Source organism: Streptomyces sp. NPDC060205 (genome assembly GCF_042728395.1).
Classification (GTDB): Bacteria; Actinomycetota; Actinomycetes; order Streptomycetales; family Streptomycetaceae; genus Streptomyces.
The window spans coordinates 1-23,281 of record NZ_JBHWZP010000142.1 but is presented as its reverse complement, the minus strand read 5'-3'; the positions used below and the strand labels follow the sequence as shown (position 1 = coordinate 23,281).

Genomic DNA, 23,281 nt, shown 5'->3' with positions numbered 1-23,281 from the left:
CCCCTAGGTACCGAGGTACCTAGGGGCGCGGGGAACTGCGCAAAGGGGGGCGAGGGGGCGCAGCCCCCATGCAGTGACGGGAAGGGTAGGGGCGGCGGGGGCGAGAATCCTCCCCCGCCCACCACAGCGGTACCCCCACCGCCGCCGCCAGCCACGCCATCACCAGCAGCCGGTCGATGGCGATGTCGGGGTGCGCGGCCATGCTCAGCACCCCGGTCGACGCGGCGCCCACCAGCAGCACCCCGAACGCCGGCCGCGCCCGGAGCGCCCCCCAGACCCCCGCCCCGACCAGCACCAGGAACAGCGGTTCGGCCAGTTGCCGGCGCAGCCACTCGATCCAGAAGTTGACCTCCAGGTGGAGGAACTCCCGCCAGGGCCGCTCCCGGTCCGGCCGGAAGAAGTGGTCGGTGAGCAGGTCCTGGAGGCTGTCCGACTCCGAGGGGTAGTGCAGGAGCCGGGCGAGCAGGACCGTTCCCACGGCCGCCCCCGCCGTCACCTTCAGCAGCGTCTTCACGCCGTCCCCGACCGCCCGCCCCGACCTCCTGCGGTGCACGCCGATCACGCAGCACGCCCCGGCGAGGCACACCGCCAGGAACAGCGCCTGCGAGTGCTTCACGGTGAAGAGCAGCGCCAGGGAGAGGGCGACCACGGGGCCGGCCCGCCGCCCGCGCAGCACCAGCGCGCAGCCCCACAGCGCCGCGAGGGTGAGTGCCAGCATCGTGCCCTCGGTCATGGGCCGCATCGCGGTGACGCCCGTCGGCAGCACGTAGTACAGCGCCTGCCCGGCGAGCGCGGGCCCCACCGGCACGTCCAGCGTCCGCAGGATCAGGAACACCAGCACACCGCCGGCCGCCGCGACGCACACGCCCGCCGCCCACAGCCCCCATGTCACGCCGAACACCGTCACGAACGGCAGGAGCAGCAGCGGGTAGCCGGGCCGCACCTCGAAGATCCGCATGAACCGTTCGCTCATGAAGGGCGCGGTCCAGCCGGACGTCTGGCCCGCGTCGAGCCGCCGGCCGACGCTCCAGTGGTAGTAGCGGTCGCACTCCGCCCGGATCCCCGGCCCCGGATCGGGGGCACGGAAGCGCCGGACGTCCACGCTGTGGTTGCGCGAGGCCGTCTCGCCCCGGCTCGCGCACACGTACGCGATGCTGCGGTCCGCCGCCTCCGACTTGTCGGCGCCGCCCAGACTCAGCGCGTACGACAGGTAGTTGCGGCTGTCGGGGGTGTCCCGGCCGGTGACGTTGGCGAGCTGGAGGCAGCCGAACAGGGCGGCGAGGAACAGCACCCACGCGGCGGGGCGGGTCTTCATGAGCGGGTCAGCGCGTCGCTCGGGGAGCCGGACGCGGACGCGGGCGCGGGGACCATGGGCAGGGCCAGGTCCTCGCCGAGCATCAGCGTCCGTACGACCCTCTCCGCGGCCCGGCCGTCGTCGTACCCGCCGAACCGTGACCGGAAGGCGGTCCGCAGCCGGGCCGACTCCTCGTCCTGCCACGCGCCCGACGCGAACAGCCGCGCCAGCTCGTCCTCGTCGCGGGCGACATGGCCCGGCGGGCGCTCGGTGACGTCGAAGTACGTGCCCCGCGCGGCGCGATAGGTGTCCAGGTCGTAGGTGTGCAGGACGATCGGCCGGTCGAGGTGCGCGTAGTCGAACATCAGGGAGGAGTAATCGGTGATCAGAGCGTCGGAGGCGAGCAGCAGATCCTCCACCCGCGGTTCGTCGGTGACGTCCAGGAGGAGGCCGCGCGCGGCCAGGTCCCGCAGGCCCAGGCCCCGTTCGTGGTGCTGGGCGAGGGACGGGTGCAGGCGGACCGCAAGCACGTGGTCGCCGGGCAGTCCCGCGATCAGCCGTTCCAGGTCGCAGGCCGGTGCGTAACCGCCCTGCCGGTGGTCCCGGTTCGTCGGCGCGTACAGGAGCAGGGTGCTCCCGTCCGGTACGCCGAGACGCTGCCGTACGGACTCGCGGCGGCCCTCCTCGGGGCGGACCAGGCAGTCGTTGCGCGGGCTGCCCGAGCGCAGGGACGTGAAGCCGCAGGGGTAGGCGCGGTCCCAGACCAGCTCGGAGTGCGGGTTCGCGACCAGGCTGTAGTCCCAGCGGTCGGCGCGCGTCAGCATCTTCGGGACGCTGAAACCGCGCCTGGCGCCGGGGTACTTCAGCAGATCCGCGCCCATCGACTTCACCGGGGTGCCCTGGTGGGTGTGGATGTGGACCGCGCCCCTGCGCTTGACCAGGTCGTTCGCCCAGTTGACGTTGTTGATCAGGTAGCCGGCGCGTGCCGTGACCCTGCGGTAGGCGCGGCTGCCCGGCACGACGTGTTCGATGCCGGGCGGCAGTGTGTCCACGTGGTCCTTGCCGACCACCCACACGGACCGGATGTGCGGGGCGAGTTCCCGCGCCTTGTGGTGGATCGCGCCCGGGTCGCCGAGGACACCCCGGTGCGAGAAGGCCGAGTACACCGCGAGGTTCGGGTCGAGCGCGCGGCGCAGGACCAGCCGCCGGTGCAGTGCGAGCAGCACCCTGCGCAGCCGTCGCCGCCACACCCGGTGGCGCCTGCGCAGCCCCGCCCGCTTCACCGAGGCGACCCGGTGCAGGGCGTACAGGGCGTACGGGGCCCGGGCGAGCAGCGTGAACGACGTCCGCGGGATCCGTGCCCCGAGCCGGTGCCCGTCCGGCCGGTACGCGCGCAGGTCCCGGGCGGCCCGCCGGTGGAACTCGCGACGCGACGACGGCGGTACGCGGTCCGCCTGGCGCAGGATGAAGAGGTAGTGGTCCGCCATGTGGTCGTAGAGGAAACCGCGCCACCGCTCCAGCTCCGGCCGCTCCCCGAGGAACCGGAACAGCCGCTCGTACTGCGCGAACACCTCGAAGTGCTCCCGGCTGGGCGTGCGCATCGCGTTGCCCTGGCGGCGCTGGCGGTAGTACACGCAGACGCGGTCGACGAGGGTGATCGTGCGGGCTGTCCACAGTGTCTGGTAGACGATCACCGCGTCCTCGTAGAAGCCGGTGGGGAAGGTGAAGCCGCCCTCGCGGAAGAAGTCGAGGCGGTACGCCTTGTTCCACACGACCGTGAACAGGTCGAGCAGTTCGGGGCGTTCGGCGACCGTGAACACCTCCGGGGCCGGCGCGGCGAACATCTCCGCGTCCCGGTTGCGCTTCACCGCGCCGTACCAGTGGGTGCGCGCGTAGTCGAAGAGCACGATGTCCGGCCGGCCGGTGGCGTCGATCCGCTCGGCGATGGCCCGCAGGGTGCCCGGGGTGTAGCTGTCGTCGCTGTCCAGGAAGAGCAGGTACTCGCCGCGCGCCAGCTTCGCGCCGTGGTTGCGGGCCGGGCCGATACCGCCGTTCACGGGCAGATGCACCGCCACCACCCGCTCGTCACGGGCCGCGAACTCGTCGATGATCGCCGGACTCCCGTCCGGGGAGCGGTCGTCGACGACGATCAGCTCGAAGTCGCCGTACGACTGGCCGAGGACCGACTCCAGACAGGTGCGCAGGTAGCCCTGCACGTTGTGGACGGGCACGACGATGCTGAAGCGGGGCATGGCACTTCCAGGTCCGGGAACTTGCTTGGTCGCGGGGGCGGGCGAGGGCGTCGACGCGCCCATCAGCGCGCCGGCGTGCGGGGGCGTGACACGGCGGCGGCCGGCGCGGGCAGGCGCTCGCGCAGCGGGATCGGCGCCGGCAGCTCCTCCTCGGGCTGTCCGAGCAGCACCCGCCGTACGACCCGTTCGGCGGCCTGTCCGTCGTCGAACTCGCAGAACCGCGCACGGAAGGCGGACCGCAGCGCGGCGGACCGATCGTCCGCCCACCGGCCCGACGTGAGGACCTCGATCAACTCCCGCTGTGTACGGGCGACATGGCCCGGCGGCTCGGCCAGCAGGTCGAAGTAGACACCCCGGGTGTCCCGGTAGACGTCCCAGTCGTCGGCGTACGTGACGATCGGGCGGTCGAGGTTGGCGTAGTCGAACATGATCGACGAGTAGTCCGTGATCAGCGCGTCCGAGGCCAGACAGACGTCCTCGGTGTCCCGCAGGGACGTCACGTCGATCAGCCGGCCGTCCGCCACCGCCTGCCGCAGACCGGCGTCACCGTCGAGGAAGTAGTGCGCGCGCAGCAGCACCACGAACTCCTCGCCCAGCTCAGCGCAGAACCGCGCCAGGTCGAACTGCGCCGACACGTCCCGCGGATAGTCGCGGTAGGTCGGCGCGTACAGCAGGGCCACCCGGTCCTCGGGGACGCCGAGCCGCTCGCGGATCGCGGCGACCTCACCGGGCGTGGCCGTGTAGTAGCGGTCGTTGCGCGGATAGCCGTACTCCAGGTGCTCGAAGGCGCTCGGGTAGGCGCCCGACCAGACCTCCGTGGAGTGCGCGTTGGAGGACAGGGAGCAGTCCCAGCGGTCCACGCGCCGCATCAGCTTGCCGAAGCTGCCGGTGGCCGCCGCGACGGCCCGGTACTCGATCTGGTCGACGCCCATCCGCTTCAGCGGGGTCCCGTGGTGGGTCTGGACGTGCACGGTGCCGGGGCGCTTGACCACGGAGTGCTCGAAGTTGACGTTGTTGAAGGTGTACTTCGCCCGCGCCATCACCTCCCAGTACCGTCTGCTCCCGATCACCACGCTCTCCACGTCGTCCGGCATGTGCGGCAGTTCCTTCTCCTTCACCAGGAACACCGACCGGATGTGCGGGGCCAGTTCGCGTGCCTTGCGGTGGATCGCCGCCGGGTTGCAGGCGTAGCCGCGCCCCCAGTAGGCGGCGAACACGGCGAGGTTCTCGTCCAGCGGCCTGCGCAGGTACCACGCGTACGTCAGGGCGCGGCGCCTGCGCAGCGCGGAGCGGGTCGCGTACGCCCGCGCCCGGGCCGTCAGCCGGCCGAGCGCCGGCAGCGCCCGGAACGCCGTGTACGCGCCCCGTCGCAGCAGCCGGGCCCGCACGGTCCGGGTGCGGTGGCCCGCCGGGCGGTACCGCCGGTGGAGCCGGCCCGCGCGACGGAAGAAGGCCCGGCCGCGCGGGGCCGCGGCGGCGGTGTCGAGGACCTCGGCGAAGAGCTGCGCGAAGAGGGCGCGCGCCCGGTCCTCGGGGAGGTCCCGCGCGGCGGCCCGGTCCAGCACCAGCTCCACCTGGTCGAGGAGCGCGGCGGCGACGGCCGGGGTTTCGGCTCGCGTGCCCGCCGCGGTGCCGCCGCCCTGCCTGCGTTCGGGACGCCGTACGCACACCGTGCGCAGCACGGCGCTCTCGCCGGCCGCGAGCGCCACGAAACCGGAGCAGCCGAGGTCCGCGTACCGGCCCTCGGGGAAGGCGAGCCCGTGCTCACGGAGGAAGGCACGCCGGTACACGGTAGCCCACACGGGCAGCCGGACGTCGGCGGGGTCCCGGTCCTCGAACAGCTCCGCGACCGGCTCGCCCTCCCACCACGGCATCCGCTCGTGGCCCAGGCGGAGCACGTCGATCTCGGCACCGCCGCTCTCCCGCAGCCGCGCGTCGATCCCGGCGAGCGCCCCCGGCGTCAGCACGTCACCCGTGCCCAGGAACAGCACGTACGCCCCGCCGGCCGCCCGCAGCCCGGCCTCACGGGCACCGGTGACCCGCACGACCCTGGAGTCCCGCCCCGCGTACTCGGTGACGAGCGCGCCCGCGGGCGAGTCCGGTTCCGCGCAGGCCACGATCAGCTCGAAGTCGCCGAAGGACTGGGCGAGCACCGGGTCGAGGGTCGCGGGGAGCCGCCCCGCGACGCCGTGGACGGAGACGATGATGCTGAAGCGGGGCATGTGGTGTGGTGCTCTTTCTTTCTGTCCGTGCTGGGGGGTGCCGCCGTCCCGGCGGCGTCAGCGCCCTCGTCGGCGCCTTGCCAGGGCCCTCGTGACGATCGGCGGGAGCAGGTCCTTGGCGAGGGCGCGGGCGCGGCCGGGGCGGCGGGGCGGGGCGGTCGTGGCGGGGCGCGCGGGCGCCGGGCGGGACGACGCGGCGCGCTGGACCGGAACGTCCGGTGCCCCGGCCGCGGCCGGTTCCTCCTCGGCCGAGTACCGGGAGACCGGGTGCTTCGGCTCGGTGGCCTTCCTGCCGTCTATGCGGATCATTCCGTGCCCCGCGACCTGCTGCACCTCGTGCCACATGTCGTCACGGGCCGCCAGCCACTCCAGCAGCGCGTCGCGCAGCGGCTCCGGATCGCCCCACGTGCCGTAGAACTTCGTGCCGGTCACGCATATGGGGTGCAGATCGAGCGCGGCGACCGCCCCCCAGGTGGCGGCGGCGACACCCGGGCAGTGCTCCGCGCGGTAGTCGTCCAGGACGACCACGCCGTCGGGCAGGAGGATGTCCCGCACGGCCACGATGTCCCCGTACACGTGCTCGTACAGGTGCGAGGCGTCTATGTGTGCGAAGCGGCAGCTGTCGTGTGCGACGCGGTCGGCGACCACCGACGTCGGAGCCTGGACGACCTCCGGCAGCCGCTCGTGGAACGCGGAGAAGTTCGCCTCGAACGCCCGCCTGGTGAGCGTCGAGTACGACTTGTTCATCTCCTTGAGGTTGGCGGAGTCCGGCGCGGCCGAGTCGAAGAGGTCGCACACCGTGAAGGGGTCCTCGGCACGCCGGTACGAGCCCATGAAGATCGCGCTCTTGCCCATGTACACGCCCAGTTCGAGCAGGCCGCCCCGTTGCGCACGGTCCAGCTGCCCGGAGAGGAACCAGTCGAACAGCTGCTGGTCGACGGCCCGGAACCAGCCCTTGACCTCCGACAGGGTCCTGGGCCGGGGCAGTTCGGTGGTGGTGGAAGTCATGAGTACTCCGTAAAACGGGGTCTGTGGAATTCCTGTGCCTGGGGATGGGACCGGAGTGCTTCAGGGTCTGTCAACGACGGGAACGGAAACTGCCGGTGTCGGGACGGAGGCGAGGGGCGAGGGGGCGCTTTCGTCGGCCGCGGACGGCACCGGACGGCGTTCGTCCGGGGGGATCACCGCGGGCAGTCCCGTCGTCTCGCCGAGCACGACCCGGCGCACGATCCGCTCGGCGGCGCGGCCGTCGTCGTAGGGGCAGAAGCGCTCCCGGAACGCGGCCCGCAGCTGCGCGGAGCGCGAGCCGCGCCAGTGGCCGGTCGCGAAGATGTCGATCAGTTCGTCCTCGGTGCGGGCGATCGCGCCGGGCGGGAAGGCCCGCAGGTCGAAGTAGGTCCCGCGGGCCGCCTCGTACGCCTCCGGGTCCTGCGAGAGGATCACGATCGGGCGGTCGAGGCCCGCGTAGTCGAACATCAGCGACGAGAAGTCCGTGACCAGCGCGTCCGAGGCGAGGCAGAGCGACTCGACGCTCGGATGGTCGCTCACGTCGATCAGCCGGCCGCCGCTACGGGCCAGCGGGGCCCCGTAACCCGGGTGGGCGCGGGTCAGCAGGACGAACCGCGGGCCGAGCCTGCGCAGCACCCGCTCCAGGTCGAGCGCCGTGCGCTGGGTGCGGCGGTAGTCGCGGTGCGTCGGCGCGTACAGGACCGCGACCGTGCCCTGCGGGATGCCGAGCGACTCGCGCAGCCGCGCCACCTCCGCCGAAGTGGCCTTCTGGAAGACGTCGTTACGGGGCTGGCCGTACTCCAGCATCGTGTACGCGGCCGGGAAGACGCGCTCCCACACGAGCGTGGAGTGGCGGTTGCCGGACAGGCAGTAGTCCCACCGGTCGGCGTCGCGCAGCACCTCGGCGAAGTCGGTGTCCCGCGCCGCCGCCGGACGGTCCTGGAGGTCCAGGCCCATGTGCTTGAGCGGGGTGCCCGCCTGCGTCTGGACCAGGATCTGGCCGGACCGCTTGACCAGCCGGCGGTCGAAACCGGCGTTGCCGACGACGTACTTGGACCGGGCCAGCGCCGTCCAGTACGCGGCGGAACCCGGCGTCAGCCTGCGCGTGCCCGTCGGGATCGTGTGGTGGAAGCCGGGAGCCGCGACCCACGCGGTGCGCATCCCCGGGACGTGCGTGCGGAACGCGGCCTCCAGCGCCCCCGGGTTGCAGCCGTGACCGCGCCCCGCACGGCCCGCGAAGACGGCGCGGTCGGCCCGCACGGGCAGCAGACGCTGGACGCCGTAGTGCAGCCGCAGCGAGGCCGTCCGCACCCCGCGGGCCAGCGCAGCGGCGAGCCGCACGGCACGTCTCTTCAGGCGCGTCGCCGTCCACAGGGCGCGGTAGGTGCGATGGCTGCCGAGCCGCACGAGGGCGTGCCGCAGCCGGTTGCGGGACGGGACGCCGGCATCCCGTACGCGGTAACGGGCGTAGTGGGCGCGGGCCTTGCGCAGGAACGCGGCGCGGGAGCCGCGCGGCAGCCGGTCGCGCTTGAGGAACACGGCCGACAGATGGTCGACCATCCGCTGGAACAGCACCGGCCGCCAGCGCTCCAGCTCGGGATGCGCGTCGAGGTGCGCGAAGACCCGGTCGTACTGGTCGAAGATGTCGAAGTGCCTGCCGCTGGTCGTGCCGAGGATGTTGCCCTGCCGCCGCTGCCGGTAGTGGACACAGACCCGGTCGAGCGTCGCGATGGTCCCGGCGGCCATCAGGACCGGGTACGTCCAGGGCGTGTCCTCGTAGTAGCCGGGCGGGAACGTGAACCCTTCCCGCTCGACGAACTCCCGGCGGTACGCCTTGTTCCACACGACCATGAGGACGTCGAGGAGACCCGGCCGGTCGTCGAGGCGGAACGGCGCCGGGCCCTCCTCGTGGAGCTGCCCCGCCCGGACGTTGCGGACCGTCTCGCCCGACCAGAAGGTGCGCGCGTAGTCGTAGACCAGCACGTCCGGGTCGCCGGTCTCCTTGATGCGGTCGGCGATGTCCCGCAACGCGTGCGGGGTGAGGCTGTCGTCACCGTCCAGGAAGATCAGGTAGTCGCCGGTCGCCGCCCGCATTCCCGCGTTGCGGGCCCGGCCGAGGCCCACGTTCTCCTTGAGGTGGACGGCCCTCACCCGCGGATCACGGGCCGCGAACTCGTCGGCGATCGCACCGCAGGCGTCCGGCGAGCAGTCGTCGACAGCGATCAGCTCCAGATCGGTGAACGACTGCTCAAGAACCGATGCCATGCACTCCTGAAGATACGCCTGGACCTGGTACGCGGGGACAATGACACTGAACCGGGGCAAGGGACATCCATGGGTCGGCGCGGCCATATTGCCCGGCAACGGCCGAAGGGGTTACGGGGTTACGCCGAATGCGGCATGTGGGGGACCCCCGGGCGGCGCGAAGGGGCGGACCGGAACTGGCCCGCCCCTCAACTCGACTGCTGTGAACGCTACTTCACCGCACCCGCCATCACCCCGGACACGAACTGCCGCTGGAACGCGAAGAACACGGCCAGCGGGATCACCATCGAGATGAACGCGCCGGGCGCGAGCGTCTCGATGTTGCCGGAGAACTGCCGGGTCTGCTCGGTCAGCGCGACCGTCAGCGGCCGGGAACCGGAGTCCGAGAAGATCAGCGCCACCAGCATGTCGTTCCACACCCACAGGAACTGGAAGATGCCCAGCGAGGCGATCGCGGGCGCCCCCAGCGGCAGGATCACCGTCGCGAACAGCCGGGCCTCGCCCGCCCCGTCGAGCCGCGCCGCCTCCAGGAGTTCACGCGGGATCTCCGCGAAGAAGTTGCGCAGCAGGAAGATCGCGAACGGCAGGCCGAAGCCGACGTGGAAGAGGACCACACCGATGACGCTGCCGAAGATCCCCAGATCGCCGAAGAGGTCGGCCAGCGGGATCAGGGCGATCTGGATGGGCACCACCAGCAGCGCCACCACGGCCACGAACCACCAGTCGCGGCCCCTGAAGTCCATCCAGGCGAACGCGTATCCGGCCATGGCGCCGATCACGACGACCAGGACGGTGGCCGGCACCGTGATGTACACCGTGTTGAGCAGCGAGTCGGTGATCTCCTCCTTGCCGAGCAGCGTCGAGTAGCTCTCGGTGGTGAGCTGGGACGGCTTGCTGAAGACCTCCCACCACCCGGAGGCGGCGATGTCGGTCGGGTCCCGGAACGACGAGGCGAGCAGTCCCACCGTCGGCGTCACCCACAACAGCGCGACCAGGATCAAGAAGACCCGCATCACGCCGCCTCCCGCGACGCCCGCGATCCGGGAGGCGAGCGAACGCTCGGGCGGACCCGAGGCGTCCACGGCCGCGGACGCCTCCCCGGCGCCCCCGGAGTCCCCGGGGTTCTTCAGAGGTACGGAGGGTGCGGTCACCGTCGGCGCTCCCTTCGCAGTCGGCGGATGTTCACGATCATCACCGGCATCACCAGGAGCAGCAGGACGATGCCGATCGCGCTGCCGAGCCCCTGGTTGTTGCCGCCGCCGAAGGACGCGTTGACCAGTTGCAGGGCCAGCACGTTCGCCTCGTCCTTGCTGGGCTGCGGGGCGATGATGAAGACCAGGTCGAAGATCTTCATCACGTTGATCATCAGGGTGATCAGGACGACGACGAGGACCGGCGCGAGCAGCGGGACCGTGACCCGGCGGAACACCTGCCACTCGTTGGCCCCGTCGACCCGGGCCGCCTCCAGCAGATTGCGGTCCACCCCCGCGAGACCGGCCGCGATGAGCACCATCGCGAAACCCGCCCACATCCAGGCGTACGAGCCGATGATGGCCGGCGTGACCAGGCTCGGGCCCAGCCAGTCGACACCGTTGTAGGGCTCGGCGAAGTTCGAGGACGGCAGCCGCAGTTGCGCGCCCGCGGCGGACGCCGGCAGCGTGAACGTACCGTCGTCGCCCGCCTTCGCCGAGGCCACCACCTCGCCGTCCTTGACCGCCTCGACCTTGATGCCCGGCAACGCCTTCTCACCCGCGTCGACGGCACCCTTCGTACCGCCGCCGCCCAGCTTGAAGTCCAGCCAGACCGTGCCGGACACGCCGTCGCCCGAGGTCTTCGGGGCCTTGGCGTCGCCGGGGTCGCCCGGCACCTTGTCCGGGGCGATACCGACCAGCGGGATCAGCACCGGGGAGCCCGCGCCCACCGTGTCCGTGGAGGTGAACGCGCCCCCGCCGGACGCCTTGAGGTCGCTCTCGGTGGACGGCCGCGCCTTCGGATAGACCGACGAGTCGGCGAACGTGTCGTGCACGCCCACCAGCACCGCGTTCGCGACGCCCTGGTCGGGGTCCGCCTCGTACACGAGCCGGAAGATGATGCCCGCGGCGAGCATGGAGATCGCCATCGGCATGAAGATGACGAGCTTGAACGCCGTCGACCAGCGCACCCGTTCGGTCAGCACGGCAAAGACCAGACCGAGCCCGGTCACCAGCGCCGGGGCGACCGCGACCCAGATCGCCGTGTTCTTGACCGCCGTGAACGTGGCGTCGTCGCTGAACAGGTCCCCGTAGTTGCCGAGACCCACGAAACCCGAACCGTCCGCGTCGTACAGACTGCGCCAGACCGAGTACCCGATCGGGTAGACCACGAGCGCGCCGAGCAGCACGATCGCCGGCAGCAGGAACAGCCCCGCCACCCACCACCGCGTACCGATCACACTCTTGCGTTTGCCGGCGGGGGGCACCGGGTTCGCCGGGCCCCCCGCCGTCGCGAGCTGCGACGACATCGGCGGCCGTCAGCCCTTGTACGCCTTGGCGGCGGCCGTCTCCAGCTGCTTCTGCGCGCCCGCGACGTCCGAAGGCGTCTTCAGGAAGTCCTGCAGCGCCTTCCACTCGCCCGTGCCCTCGGTACCGCCGAAGGCGGCCGGCGCCTGGTCGGACATGTCGAAGCGGAACGAGTCGCCCGCCTTCAGCAGCGCCTTGCCGATGTCCCGCGCCACGTCGTCCTTGTACTTGTCCGCGTTCATCTCCCTGTTGGGGGAGATGAAGCCGCCCTGCGCCGCCCAGATCTCGGCCGCGTCCGTGGAGGCCAGGAAGGTCAGCAGGGCCTGCGAACCCTTGTCGTCCTTCAGCGCCACCGCCACGTCACCGCCGCTGACCACCGGCGACGCGTCGCCGACCGCCGGGAACGGGAACACCTTGGCGTCCGTGCCGATCTCGGCCTTCGTGTCGGCGTTGATGTTCGCCGCGACGAAGTCGCCCTCGAAGACCATCCCCGCGGGCGTGTCACCGGAGAAGGTGTTCGTCACCGACTTCGGGAACTCCGTGCGCAGCGCGCCCGCGTTGCCGCCCGCGATCAGGTCGTTCTTGCCCCACAGCTGCGCCAGCGTGGTCAGGGCCTCCTTCACGGACGGATCCGTCCACTTGATCTCGTGCTTGGCCAGCTGGTCGTACTTCTCCGGGCCCGCCTGCGAGAGATAGACGTTCTCGAACCAGTCCGTGAGGGTCCAGCCGTCCTGCCCGCCGATGGACACCGCGGGCGAACCCGCGTCCGACAAGGTCTGCGCGGTCTGCACGAACTCGTCCCACGTCTTCGGCTCCGCGGTGATGCCAGCCGCCTCGAACGCCGCCGTGTTGTACCAGACCAGCGACTTGTTCGCTGCCTTCGCGTAGACGCCGTACTGCTCGCCCTCGTACGCGCCCAGGTCCTGCCAGCCCTTCGAGAAGTTCTTGTCGAGCTGCGCCTTCGCCTCGGCGCCCATCGGCTTGACCCAGCCCTTCTCGGCGAACTGGTGGAGCACACCCACCTGCGGGAGGAACGCCACGTTCGGCGGCTTGCCGCCCTCGATCTTCGTACCGAGGAACGTCGAGGTGTTGTTGCCCGTCGGTACGTAACTGACCTCGGCGCCCGTCCGCTTCTCGAACTCGTCCAGGACCGCGGTGAAGTTGTCCTGCTCGGGGCCGGTCCACACGGCCGCGACCTCAAGCTTCTGACCGTCGAGCTTGGGGAGTTGCACGCTGGAGGCGGCGCCGCTCCCGTTGTCGCCGCCGTCGTCCTTCTTGTCGTCGTCACCGCCGCACGCCGTGAGCGTGAGTGCCATCGCCCCCGCGACGACGGCGGCCGCGGCCCTCGCGGCTCCGCTCCTCCGATGCGACCTGCTGATGCGAAGAGTGCTGCTGCGCATGGTGTGCCCCGTTCTCCGTCGAACGTGCGAGGTCCTGCCCGTGCGCTCTTGGTCTACGCCCGTGCGCTCGGCGTCGGCAAGGGCGCCTGCGCTGTCAAGGGGGTGATCGTGACCGCGTCGTGACGTGGGGGGTTGTGCTTTGGGCGGTACCCACCACGGGGCTGCGCCCCGGGACCCCGGGGTGCGTTCTCGGCTGCGGGCCGGTGGGGGCTGGTCGCGCAGTTCCTCGCGCCCCTGGAGGGCGGGGCTGCGCCCCTGGCCCCCGGGGTGGGTTGTCGGGTGCGGGGTGGTGGGGGCTGGTCGCGCAGTTCCTCGCGCCCCTGGAGGGCGGGGCTGCGCCCCTGGCCTCCGGGCGTTCGTTGTCGGGTGCGGGGTGGTGGGGGCTGGTCGCGCAGTTCCTCGCGCCCCTGGCCGTTTCAGCCCGTCCGGCGTTTGAGGACGAGTGCGTTCAGCGTGATGGGGGGTTTGGGGGCGCAGCCCTCAAGGGGGTTACAGGAGGGAGGGGACCTCTGTTGCCGAGACCGAGCGGGAGGCTCGGTCGAGGGCGCTGGCCAGGAGGGCCAAGTCCGTCGGACCGTTGCCCAGTTCACGCACGGGCCGCCGCGCCGGCGGATCCCCCATCCGCGCCCACTCCAGCGGCACGACCGTGGGCCGCAGCGTCGCCGTACGGGGGATGCGCCCCGTGACCCGCCCGCCCTGGAACGGCACGGACCGCCCACCCGGCCCCGCCGCACCGAGCCTGCCCCGCCCGGGCGACGGCTCCTCCGCCCCCACCCCCGGCGCTTCGAGGACCACCCGAAGCCCGGCCCGCCGGGCCAGCTCCGTCTCGTCCGTACGGACCCCGCCCCCGGTGGCCGCCACCAGATGCACCCCGAGCCGCTCACCGTCCCGGGCCACCCCTTCCAGGGCCCGTACGACGGACCCGGCGGCCGGCCGGCCGGGGGACCCCCGCGCGGGGGACAGCAGCGCGTCCAGGTCGTCGACGACCACGACGAGCCGGGGCAGCGGCGGCCCCGCGTCCGGACGGGGCCGGGCCGCGGCGGGCCGCAGCCGCAGCGTCGAACTGGAGGGCGTGTCGAGATCCGCGGCACCGGCCGAGGAGTTCACCGCCGACCCCGCCGACCGCTGCGCGACGACCCGGCGCGGCCCCTCCCGGCCGGCGTGCCACTCGGTGAAGTCGAGACGCCCGAGCAGCTCCGCACGCCGCTTCAGCTCGGCGGACAGGGACTGCGCGAACTCCCGCATGCGTACGGGATCGTGGGCGCCCAGATGCGTCGTGACATGGGGCAGGTCCGTACAGACCTGCAGCCCGTCCCCGCGCGCCGCCGAACCACCGCTGCCCGTGCCGTCCCGCCCGTCCACCAGCACGATCCCGAGGCGGTCGGGCCGCTCCGCGGCGGCGAGCGACGCGGCGACGGAACGCAGCAGCTCCGTACGCCCGCTGCCCGGGGGCCCCTCGATCAGCAGATGCGGGCCCTCGGCCACGAGGTCCACCCCGACGGGGCCGCGCGGCCCGGCGCCGAGCACGGCCGCGGCCCGGCCGCCGACCGCCTCCGGGTCGTCGGCCGCGTCCGCCCAGCGCGCCATCAGGGACGCCGGGGTCGCCCGCGCCAGCCCCAGCTCGTCCAGCAGCCGCGCGCTCTGCGGCAGGGGCGCGGACACCCGCGTGTGCCGCTCACCGGCCCCGCCCTCCGCGCGCAACGGCGCCAGGGCCCGGGCGAAGCGCTCGGCCCACGCCATGGAGACGGCGTCCACCGCGGCGACCGTGCCATGTCCGACGGGCCCGCCCGCAGAACCCGCAGAACCCGCAGAACTCGCGGATGAAGCCGAAGAAGAAGCCGACGAGCCCTGAGTCTGTGTCGCGGGCGCCACGCGCAGCAGCCGCAGGGCCGTCGCCACATCGCCGCTGAGCAGCGCGACGGCCCCGCACGCGCGGAACGCGGGCGACACCGCACAGGCCGCCTCGTACGTGTCGATCACGGGCGAGGAGGGCGACGCGGCCGGTGTCTCGGCGAGACAGATGACATGGATGCCGACCTGGGGGCCCTCGGCCGCGAGCCGCGACACCGCTTCCCGCACGCCGGCCGAGCCGGGGTCGCCGTCCACCACGACGACGGTGTGCGGGCCGGACCAGCCGGTCCCGGCCGGGTCGTCGTCGGACCGGGCCCACGAAGGCCGCCCGGCCCTCTCCCGTGCCTCTCCGGCCTGGCTCCCGCTGCGGGGGAGTCCGAGGTGGGTGACGTGGGGGTCGCGGGCGAGCGGATGGCTGCCGGGGGCGGGCCTGCCGGAGGCGTCCTGGCCGGGTGCCGCCGTCGCGTCCGCAGGGGTCCTCGGGCGCGGCGCGAAAGCCCCGCTGTCGTCCGGTGAGCCCCCGCCGGGGCGGAGTCCGTGACCGCGCTCGGCGGCCCGCCCCGTCTCCGTCAGATGGTCCTCCAGGCGCCTGATCAGCTCCTGGGTACGTGCCGTCGCCTGTTCGCGGTCGTAGGCGAGCAGGAGGCGGCAGTCCTGGCCGTGGGTGGGGCGCAGGTGGGGCAGCCAGCCGAGCCACGACCACTCGGCGACGCGCTCCTGCGGGGAACGTGAGCGGTCCGTGCTGAGGAGGGTGATCTCCAGCGAGTCGGGGGAGTGCAACGCGGCGAGCTGGGCCACCACCGCGCGCGCGAGCCCCGACAGACGCTCGCGCGGTCCGGCCAGACCCAGCGCCCCGACCTCGCGCAGCCCGGCGGTCACCGGGACCGCGGACAGCAGCCCGGAGCCGTCGGGTGTGCTCCGGTCCGCCGTGCCCAGCCGGACCGTGAGGGTCTCCTGGTGTCCCGGTTCGCGCTCCCACAGCCGCGGTCCCGGTCCGAGCGCCGCCAGCAGCAGCGCGGCCGGGTCGGGCCATCGCTCGGGCGCGGGTACGCCGAGGGCGACGGGCTCGGCGAAGGGCGCCTCGTACGAGTCGTACGGGTCGTACTCTGCGCCGTCGCCGTACGGGTCCTCGCTCCGGGAGCCCGCCAGCCGGCGGGCCCACGCGGACAGGCCGCGCTTGCGTGCGGCGCGCGGCACGGGGGTCCCCCGGAGGGGAGTGCCCTTCCGCTTGCCCTCGCCCGGTCCGGGGACGCCGGGCCCCGGGTCCTCCTCGTACGGCTCCCCGTGGTCCCCGTACCCGGCCCGGTCTCCGGGGTCGCCGTGCTCGATCCGGGGTGCCCCGCCCTGGCCCGGCACCACGTGCGGTCCCGCCGGCAGGTGCTCCTGGGTGCCCGGGACCCCGCTGCCGGCGGAGCCCCACCCGGCCGTGCCGTAACCGTGATGGGTCTCGGAGGTGGGCGGCGCGACACCGGAGCGCCCACCGCCGGTGCCCCGGGCGTCCCCGGATCCCTCGGCACCCCGGGAGCCGACGGCGGAGTCCTCGCCGCGCGCGCGAGGCACCCGCGCGCCTGCGGCACCCGACTCGGACCGGGACGCGGACCGGGACGAGGTCGACGAGGCTCCGGATCCGGCCTCCGCCGCCTCAGCGGAAACGGCCGGATCTCGCCCCTGGTCCTGTCGCCGGCCCCGACCCGGGTCCCGTCCGTGTCCGGAGCCCGGGCCCGCCCCCTCGCCCCGTACCTGCTGCCCTTGGCCTTGGCCTTGCGCCTGTGTCTGTCCGTGTCCCGCTCCGGAGCGGGCCGAACTCGTCGAATATCCGGCTTCCCCGGAAGCGTCCGGCGCCCGCCCCGGCTGTCCCGACCGCTCCCGGCCGGGGCTTCCGGCCCCCGCCGGCACCACCCGAACATGCCCCTCGCCGTCCGGGGCGGTCTCCAGGACGTCGGCCCGTTCGCCCGCCGGGGCCAGCAGCAGGGCCGACTCGCCCACCCGCAGCAGCGCGCCCGGCGCGAAGCGCACCGGGTGCTCGCCCACGCGCCTGCCGTCCAGCACCGTGCCGTTCGTGGAGCCCAGGTCCGCCACCGAGACATGGCCGTCCGCCGCGACCGTCACGGCGCAGTGCAGCCGGGAGACGTCCGGGTCGTCCAGCGGTACGTCCGCGTCGGCGGAGCGGCCGATGTCGATCCGGCCGCCGTGCAGCAGATGGACACCACCGGCGTCGGGCCCGGCGACCACCCGCAGCTGGGCCGCCGCGGGATCGACGTCGGGGCCGGGCTGCGCGGGGGACCCCAGGGACAGCACGGCGCCGTCCATCAGGGGAGGCTCACCCAGCGTGCAGCGCTGTGCGTCGAGCCGCTCCGCGTCCGCGTACAGCACCCCGGGGCCCTCGCCCCCGACCGCCGAGGCGAGGCCGGAGGCCACCGCCGCGAGCGCGGTCCCGGCGGGCGCTGTGACCAGCACGTCGCAGGACGCGGGGCGTCCGTCGGGGCGCGTGCCCAGCGGGTCTACGACGGTCAGCCGGATCTGCATCGCCGTCAGCGGTCCCTTCTGTCGCGGGCGCCCGCGACGGGGCTCTCCCGCGGTCCCCACCGCGGATTCCCCCACCGCGCACGGGCACGTCGGCCAGTACGGAAAGCATCCTCGCACCTGATACTGACAACACGCCCGCACTCCGCAAGCAAGTGATCTTGATTGGTCGGCTCTGCCCGCAAAAGTGCCTGACCAATGCCCGGTTGAGATCGGTCACGTCAAGATCCGGCAACCAAAGCACCCGAAGCGAGCGTCTTTTCATCGAACACATACGGGAAAGCCCCACGTAATGCATGGGTGGGCGGGACTGAGAAAACCGCAGCACGACGACAACCCGGAGCCGCGTTCGGCGGCATTACAGTGGGTCGGAACCACCCGTAGCACGGTGGACGGACCAGCCAAGCAAGCAGCAGGGAGCGCATGACGTGCGGCCGGTAGGCAGCAAGTACCTCCTGGAGGAGCCGCTCGGACGCGGCGCCACGGGCACCGTCTGGCGGGCCAGCCAGCGCGAGGCGGCGGGCGCCGAGGCGGCCGTGGCCGGTCAGCCCGGTGAGACCGTGGCGATCAAGGTCCTCAAGGAAGAGCTCGCGAGCGATCCCGACATCGTGATGCGGTTCCTGCGGGAGCGCTCCGTCCTGCTGCGCCTGACCCACCCGAACATCGTGCGCGTACGGGACCTCGTGGTCGAGGGCGATCTGCTGGCGCTGGTCATGGACCTGATCGACGGTCCCGACCTGCACCGCTATCTGCGTGAGAACGGCCCGTTCTCACCGGTCGCCGCGGCCCTGCTCACCGCCCAGGTCGCCGACGCGCTCGCCGCCAGCCATGCCGACGGCGTCGTGCACCGCGACCTGAAACCGGCGAACGTGCTGCTCCAGCAGCAGGGCGGCCAGATGCACCCGATGCTGACCGACTTCGGCATCGCCCGCCTCGCCGACTCCCCGGGCCTGACCCGCACCCACGAGTTCGTCGGCACGCCCGCGTACGTGGCGCCCGAGTCCGCCGAGGGCCGCCCGCAGACCTCCGCCGTCGACATCTACGGCGCCGGGATCATGCTGTACGAGCTGGTCACCGGCCGTCCGCCGTTCGGCGGCGGCTCCGCTCTCGAAGTCCTGCACCAGCACCTGAGCGCCGAGCCCCGCAGGCCCTCCACGGTCCCCGACCCGCTGTGGACCGTCATCGAGCGCTGCCTGCGCAAGAACCCCGACGAACGGCCCAGCGCCGAGAACCTCGCCCGCGGTCTGCGTACGGTCGCCGAGGGCATCGGGGTGCACGCGAACTCCGCGCAGATCGCCGCCGCCGAGGCCGTGGGCGTACTCCTCGCCCCGGACCCCGCCCCCGCCGCCGTACCGGGCGAGTTCGGCGCCGCCGACCCCACCCAGGTGCTCCCGCAGGGCGCGGCCTCGTACGACCCGAACGGCGCGACCAGCGTCCTGCCGCACACCGGCGCGGGCGCGGCCGACCCCACCGCCGTCCTGCCCCATCGCGGCGCGGCCGACCCGACGGCCGTGATGCCGCCCGTGCCGCCGAACCAGCCCGGGGCGGGCCCCGAGGACCCGCACCCCTGGCAGAACCAGCTGCGCGCGGCCCGCGACCGCAACGAGGCGACGCAGGTGCAGTCGTACCTCGACCCGAACGAGGACCCGCTGCGCCGCCGCCCGCAGCGGCAGGTCTCCCGGCCGCCCCAGCAGCAGCCGCAGCAGCCGCCGCCCCAGCAGCCGCAGCAGCGCGGACAGCGCAGGCAGCGCAACCAGCAGCCGCCGCAGAACCAGCAGGGATACGGCTACCCCCAGCAGGGCGGGCAGCAGGGGTACGCCCCGCAGCAGCAGGCCCCGCAGCCCCAGCGGTACTCCCCGCCGCCGCAGCAGCCCCAGCAGCCCGCGCCGCGTCCGCAGCGCGAGCCCCGGCAGCGCAGCGCCAACCCGATGAAGATCCCCGGACTCGGCTGCCTCAAGGGCTGCCTGTTCACGATCGTCATCCTGTTCGCGGCCGGGTGGGCGATCTGGGAGTTCAGCCCCCTCCAGGACTGGATCGGCACGTCCAAGGGGTACTGGGAGCAGCTGTCGGACTGGTTCAGCACGGTCTCCGGCTGGGTCGAGAAGATCGGCGGGGGATCCGGCAACTAGGGCCCGCCGGGATCCTGCCAAGATCCCGCGAGGACCCCGCCGGGACCCGCTTCCCGGGCGTTCCACGAAGTCGCTCCCTCCCCTCAAATCCCCGGAATCGCGCTGCGGTTCTGGGGATTTGTCGACACCTGGGGGGTGATTTCCGTCCCGGAAGTGAAGGTTGGTGCTCCGGGCGCGTAGTTTTGTCGCCAACACGCGCCCGTAGGAGCAGTCTTGGTACGGAAGATCGGCAGCCGGTACACCGCGCACCAGATCCTGGGACGGGGCAGCGCCGGCACGGTGTGGCTGGGTGAGGGACCCGAGGGGCCCGTCGCCATCAAGCTGCTGCGCGAGGACCTGGCGTCCGACCAGGAGCTGGTGGGACGGTTCGTGCAGGAGAGGACGGCCCTGCTGGGCCTGGACCATCCGCACGTCGTCTCCGTGCGGGACCTGGTCGTCGACGGCACCGACCTCGCCCTGGTCATGGACCTCGTCCGCGGCACGGACCTGCGGACCCGGCTCGACCGCGAGCGCCGCCTCGCGCCCGAGGCGGCCGTCGCGATCGTCGCCGACGTCGCCGACGGACTCGCCGCCGCCCACGCGGCGGGGGTCGTGCACCGGGACGTCAAGCCCGAGAACGTGCTGCTCGACATGCAGGGGCCGCTCGGACCCGGCGGTTCGCACCCCGCGCTGCTCACCGACTTCGGGGTCGCCAAGCTCATCGACTCACCGCGGCGGACCCGCGCGACGAAGATCATCGGTACGCCGGACTACCTGGCCCCCGAGATCATCGAAGGGCTGCCCCCGCGCGCGGCCGTCGACATCTACGCGCTGGCGACCGTGCTGTACGAGCTGCTCGCCGGCTTCACCCCCTTCGGCGGCGGGCACCCGGGAGCCGTCCTGCGGCGGCACGTCACCGAGACCGTCGTCCCGCTGCCCGGGATCCCCGAGGAGCTCTGGCAGCTCCTCGTGCAGTGCCTCGCGAAGGCGCCGGCGTCGCGGCTGCGGGCGTCCGAGCTGGGCGAGCGGCTGCGGGAGCAGCTGCCCCTGCTCGCCGGGATGCCGCCGCTGGACGTCGACGAGCCCGACGGGGAGGCCGAGGGGCCCTACGAGGACGCGGCGCCCGCCGAGCCGGAGGTTCCGCGCGAGCGGGTGCGGCGCGGGGCGGTTCCGCTGGTGCCCGGCGCCAAGCCGGACTCGAACCGGGACACGCACACGTCCATGCGGGTGCCGGGGCCGGACGAGCTGGCGGGGGGCGCGCTGGGTACCGCGCGGGCGCCCCGGGCGGCGGGGGCGCCGCGGCCGGGGTCCGCGCGGCATCGCGCTTCCGCCCGGCGGCGGCGGATCACGCTGGGGGTGGCGGGGGTGGCGCTCGTCGCGGCGATAGGGGGCGGCGCGTGGCTGGCGACGTCGGGGGACGACGCGGAGCCTCCCCACGACACGGAGAGGTCGTCCCCGGCCGCGCCCTGACCGGACCTGGCTTTTTCTCGCCCCCGCCGCCCCTACCCGTTCCCGTCCACGCATGGGGCTGCGCCCCTCGCCCCCGTATCGCGCTGCGCGCTCGTCCTCAAACGCCGGACGGGCTGAAGACAAGGCGGGGCGCAGCCCCCGCCTTGTCTTCAGGGGCGCGGGGAACTGCGCGACCAGCCCCCACCGGCCCGCAGACGAAGTCCTCCGGCCGGAGCCAGGGCCGCCCTGCTTGGCGGAGCCGTTACGCTGGGGGCGTGGCAGTCGTCGATGTTTCCGAAGAGCTCAAGTCCCTCTCCTCGACCATGGAGTCGATCGAGGCCGTCCTGGACCTCGACAAGCTGAGGGCGGACATCGCCGCGCTTGAGGAGCAGGCGGCGGCGCCGTCCCTGTGGGACGACCCCGATGAGGCGCAGAAGATCACCAGCAAGCTGAGCCACCTCCAGGCGGAGGTGCGCAAGGCCGAGACCCTCCGCGGGCGTATCGACGATCTCAGCGTGCTGTTCGAGATGGCCGAGGAGGAGGACGACCCCGACACCCGTGCCGAGGCCGAGTCCGAGCTCACCGCCGTCAAGAAGGCGCTGGACGAGATGGAAGTCCGCACACTCCTGTCCGGGGAGTACGACGCCCGTGAGGCCGTCGTCACCATCCGTGCCGAGGCCGGTGGCGTCGACGCCTCCGACTTCGCCGAGAAGCTCCAACGCATGTATCTGCGCTGGGCCGAGCGCCACGGCTACAAGACGGAGCTCTACGAGACCTCGTACGCGGAAGAGGCCGGCATCAAGTCGACCACCTTCGCCGTCCACGTCCCGTACGCGTACGGGACGCTCTCCGTCGAGCAGGGCACGCACCGGCTGGTGCGGATCTCGCCGTTCGACAACCAGGGACGCCGCCAGACGTCGTTCGCCGGTGTCGAGATCCTGCCCGTGGTCGAGCAGACCGACCACATCGAGATCGACGAGTCCGAGCTGCGCGTGGACGTGTACCGGTCGTCGGGTCCCGGCGGCCAGGGCGTCAACACGACCGACTCCGCGGTCCGGCTGACCCACCTCCCCACCGGGATCGTCGTCTCCTGCCAGAACGAGCGCTCGCAGATCCAGAACAAGGCATCCGCGATGAACGTCCTCCAGGCCAAGCTCCTTGAGCGCCGCCGCCAGGAGGAGCAGGCCAAGATGAACGCGCTGAAGGGCGACGGCGGCAACTCCTGGGGCAACCAGATGCGTTCGTACGTCCTGCACCCGTACCAGATGGTCAAGGACCTGCGCACGGAATGCGAAGTCGGAAACCCCGAGGCCGTTTTCAACGGGGAGATCGACGGTTTCCTTGAGGCCGGAATTCGCTGGCGCAAGCAGCAGGAGAAGTAAGCGACTTTTTCGTACGTCGTTTTGTCGACAGGGCAACTGCGGTCCACCGGACGGCAGTTGCCCTTTCTGCTGCCCTCTGGTGAGTGATGTGTGGGTTTTACATCACACTCACATGACGCTGTGCCGGTCAAAAGACCTTGATCTGGACATCGCGGTCGCAACGACCTTGACGATGTCTTGAAAGATGGGAAAGCTGACGCGTGGCATGCGTATTTCTGGGGCGCGTGTGAACCGGGGGCCCCACTGGGCCATCCCCGAGGTCGCGGCCCCGGGCGCTGCACCATTGACGATGAGCTACTGGGGGTAGCAACCAGATGACCAAGAAGACGCGGATCCGGATCGCGCGGATAGCCGCCGGTGCGGTGATCGCCGCCGGTGCCTCTCTGACCGCCGCCGGTGCCGCCTCGGCGCTCGACGTCGGTGTCGACGTGGCCGGCCTGAACGTGGGCGCCAGTGTCGACGAGAGCGGTGTCGCCGTCGGTATCTCCGCCGACGACCCGACCACCCCGCCTCCGACCGACCCGACGGACCCCACGGATGACCCGACGGTGATCCCGACGGACCCCACCACGGACCCCGAGGAGCCCACGGAGGAGCCGACCGACCCCACCGAGGAGCCCACCGAGCCCACGGAGGAGCCGACCCAGGACCCCACCGATGACCCGACCACTCCCGGCAACGGGAACGAGAACGGCACCGGCGGCGGCAACGGCGGCGGCAGCGGCAACGACAACAGCGCCGACAGCGCCGACGGCAGCTCCAACGTCGTCGAGCAGGGTGCCGGCAAGGAGAGCCTGACCGACACCGGTTCGGACACCTCCGCCCAGGGCACCGGCGGCGAGCTGGCCGAGACCGGCGCCGCCGAGAACATCACGTACCTGCTGATCGGCGCCGCGACGATGATCGCCGGCGGCATCGGCTTCCGCATGCTGCCGCGTGTCATGAACGGCCGCGGCGCAGCTGCCTGACGTATGACGCACGACGTGTGAGATGTGATGCGGGAAGGGCCCGGAGCCATCGGCTCCGGGC

Annotated in this window: 13 protein-coding genes; 4 read left to right on the top strand and 9 right to left on the bottom strand. The window is 72.6% G+C overall.

The genetic code is table 11. The features are described from left to right. Window positions 1–19: 19 nt before the first annotated feature. The 9 genes from ACFWGJ_RS24070 to ACFWGJ_RS24030 all read right to left on the bottom strand — a co-directional run bounded on the left by ACFWGJ_RS24070 (window position 20) and on the right by ACFWGJ_RS24030 (window position 17,316). On the bottom strand, window positions 20–1,315 hold the full coding sequence (locus ACFWGJ_RS24070) for a hypothetical protein (RefSeq protein WP_387327982.1): 1,296 nt from the start codon (window positions 1,313–1,315) through the stop codon (window positions 20–22). Further along, the gene (locus tag ACFWGJ_RS24065) at window positions 1,312–3,546 is read right to left on the bottom strand and encodes a CDP-glycerol glycerophosphotransferase family protein (protein ID WP_387327980.1); all 2,235 of its coding nucleotides are present in this window, start codon (window positions 3,544–3,546) and stop codon (window positions 1,312–1,314) included. Before ACFWGJ_RS24065 ends, ACFWGJ_RS24070 begins: the two co-directional genes overlap by 4 nt. Before the next feature lie 62 nt (window positions 3,547–3,608). Continuing rightward, window positions 3,609–5,768, bottom strand: a complete 2,160-nt coding sequence (locus ACFWGJ_RS24060) for a CDP-glycerol glycerophosphotransferase family protein (protein ID WP_387327977.1) — start codon at window positions 5,766–5,768, stop codon at window positions 3,609–3,611. Window positions 5,769–5,825: 57 nt separating this feature from the next. Further along, the gene (locus tag ACFWGJ_RS24055) at window positions 5,826–6,776 is read right to left on the bottom strand and encodes a class I SAM-dependent methyltransferase (RefSeq protein ID WP_387327974.1); all 951 of its coding nucleotides are present in this window, start codon (window positions 6,774–6,776) and stop codon (window positions 5,826–5,828) included. A 60-nt stretch (window positions 6,777–6,836) separates the two neighbouring features. Continuing rightward, window positions 6,837–9,101: a CDP-glycerol glycerophosphotransferase family protein gene (locus tag ACFWGJ_RS24050; RefSeq protein WP_387327971.1), complete on the bottom strand. Its 2,265-nt coding sequence runs from the start codon at window positions 9,099–9,101 to the stop codon at window positions 6,837–6,839. A 149-nt stretch (window positions 9,102–9,250) separates the two neighbouring features. Beyond that, the gene (locus ACFWGJ_RS24045; protein WP_387327984.1) at window positions 9,251–10,054 is read right to left on the bottom strand and encodes a carbohydrate ABC transporter permease; all 804 of its coding nucleotides are present in this window, start codon (window positions 10,052–10,054) and stop codon (window positions 9,251–9,253) included. Between the two features lie 134 nt (window positions 10,055–10,188). Next, a complete protein-coding gene (locus tag ACFWGJ_RS24040; protein WP_387327969.1) occupies window positions 10,189–11,541 on the bottom strand; it encodes a carbohydrate ABC transporter permease in 1,353 nt (450 codons plus the stop codon). A 9-nt stretch (window positions 11,542–11,550) separates the two neighbouring features. Continuing rightward, window positions 11,551–12,939, bottom strand: a complete 1,389-nt coding sequence (locus ACFWGJ_RS24035) for an ABC transporter substrate-binding protein (RefSeq protein WP_387327967.1) — start codon at window positions 12,937–12,939, stop codon at window positions 11,551–11,553. Between the two features lie 489 nt (window positions 12,940–13,428). Beyond that, window positions 13,429–17,316, bottom strand: coding sequence for an FHA domain-containing protein (locus tag ACFWGJ_RS24030; RefSeq protein ID WP_387327965.1), 3,888 nt, complete (start codon window positions 17,314–17,316; stop codon window positions 13,429–13,431). Window positions 17,317–17,741: 425 nt separating this feature from the next. On the opposite strand from ACFWGJ_RS24030, the gene ACFWGJ_RS24025 reads away from it, so the two are divergent. The 4 genes from ACFWGJ_RS24025 to ACFWGJ_RS24010 all read left to right on the top strand — a co-directional run bounded on the left by ACFWGJ_RS24025 (window position 17,742) and on the right by ACFWGJ_RS24010 (window position 23,220). Next, complete coding sequence (locus ACFWGJ_RS24025; protein WP_387327962.1) at window positions 17,742–19,442, top strand: serine/threonine-protein kinase; 1,701 nt, start codon at window positions 17,742–17,744, stop codon at window positions 19,440–19,442. Between the two features lie 213 nt (window positions 19,443–19,655). After that, window positions 19,656–20,891, top strand: coding sequence for a protein kinase (locus tag ACFWGJ_RS24020; RefSeq protein WP_387327960.1), 1,236 nt, complete (start codon window positions 19,656–19,658; stop codon window positions 20,889–20,891). Between the two features lie 254 nt (window positions 20,892–21,145). Further along, window positions 21,146–22,252 (top strand): peptide chain release factor 2, encoded by a 1,107-nt coding sequence (gene prfB / locus ACFWGJ_RS24015; RefSeq protein ID WP_387327958.1) that lies wholly within the window; start codon window positions 21,146–21,148, stop codon window positions 22,250–22,252. 314 nt (window positions 22,253–22,566) lie between these two features. Then, a complete protein-coding gene (locus ACFWGJ_RS24010; RefSeq protein WP_387327955.1) occupies window positions 22,567–23,220 on the top strand; it encodes an LPXTG cell wall anchor domain-containing protein in 654 nt (217 codons plus the stop codon). Window positions 23,221–23,281: the final 61 nt, after the last annotated feature.

Excerpts from the sequence above, each read along its gene's own strand:
- ACFWGJ_RS24055 (WP_387327974.1), bottom strand. The coding sequence starts at position 6,776 with ATGACTTCCACCACCACCGAACTGCCCCGGCCCAGGACCCTGTCGGAG.
- ACFWGJ_RS24065 (WP_387327980.1), bottom strand. The coding sequence starts at position 3,546 with ATGCCCCGCTTCAGCATCGTCGTGCCCGTCCACAACGTGCAGGGCTAC.
- ACFWGJ_RS24045 (WP_387327984.1), bottom strand. The coding sequence starts at position 10,054 with ATGCGGGTCTTCTTGATCCTGGTCGCGCTGTTGTGGGTGACGCCGACG.
- ACFWGJ_RS24070 (WP_387327982.1), bottom strand. The coding sequence starts at position 1,315 with ATGAAGACCCGCCCCGCCGCGTGGGTGCTGTTCCTCGCCGCCCTGTTC.
- ACFWGJ_RS24060 (WP_387327977.1), bottom strand. The coding sequence starts at position 5,768 with ATGCCCCGCTTCAGCATCATCGTCTCCGTCCACGGCGTCGCGGGGCGG.
- ACFWGJ_RS24010 (WP_387327955.1), top strand. The coding sequence starts at position 22,567 with ATGACCAAGAAGACGCGGATCCGGATCGCGCGGATAGCCGCCGGTGCG.
- ACFWGJ_RS24040 (WP_387327969.1), bottom strand. The coding sequence starts at position 11,541 with ATGTCGTCGCAGCTCGCGACGGCGGGGGGCCCGGCGAACCCGGTGCCC.
- ACFWGJ_RS24035 (WP_387327967.1), bottom strand. The coding sequence starts at position 12,939 with ATGCGCAGCAGCACTCTTCGCATCAGCAGGTCGCATCGGAGGAGCGGA.
- ACFWGJ_RS24030 (WP_387327965.1), bottom strand. The coding sequence starts at position 17,316 with ATGCAGATCCGGCTGACCGTCGTAGACCCGCTGGGCACGCGCCCCGAC.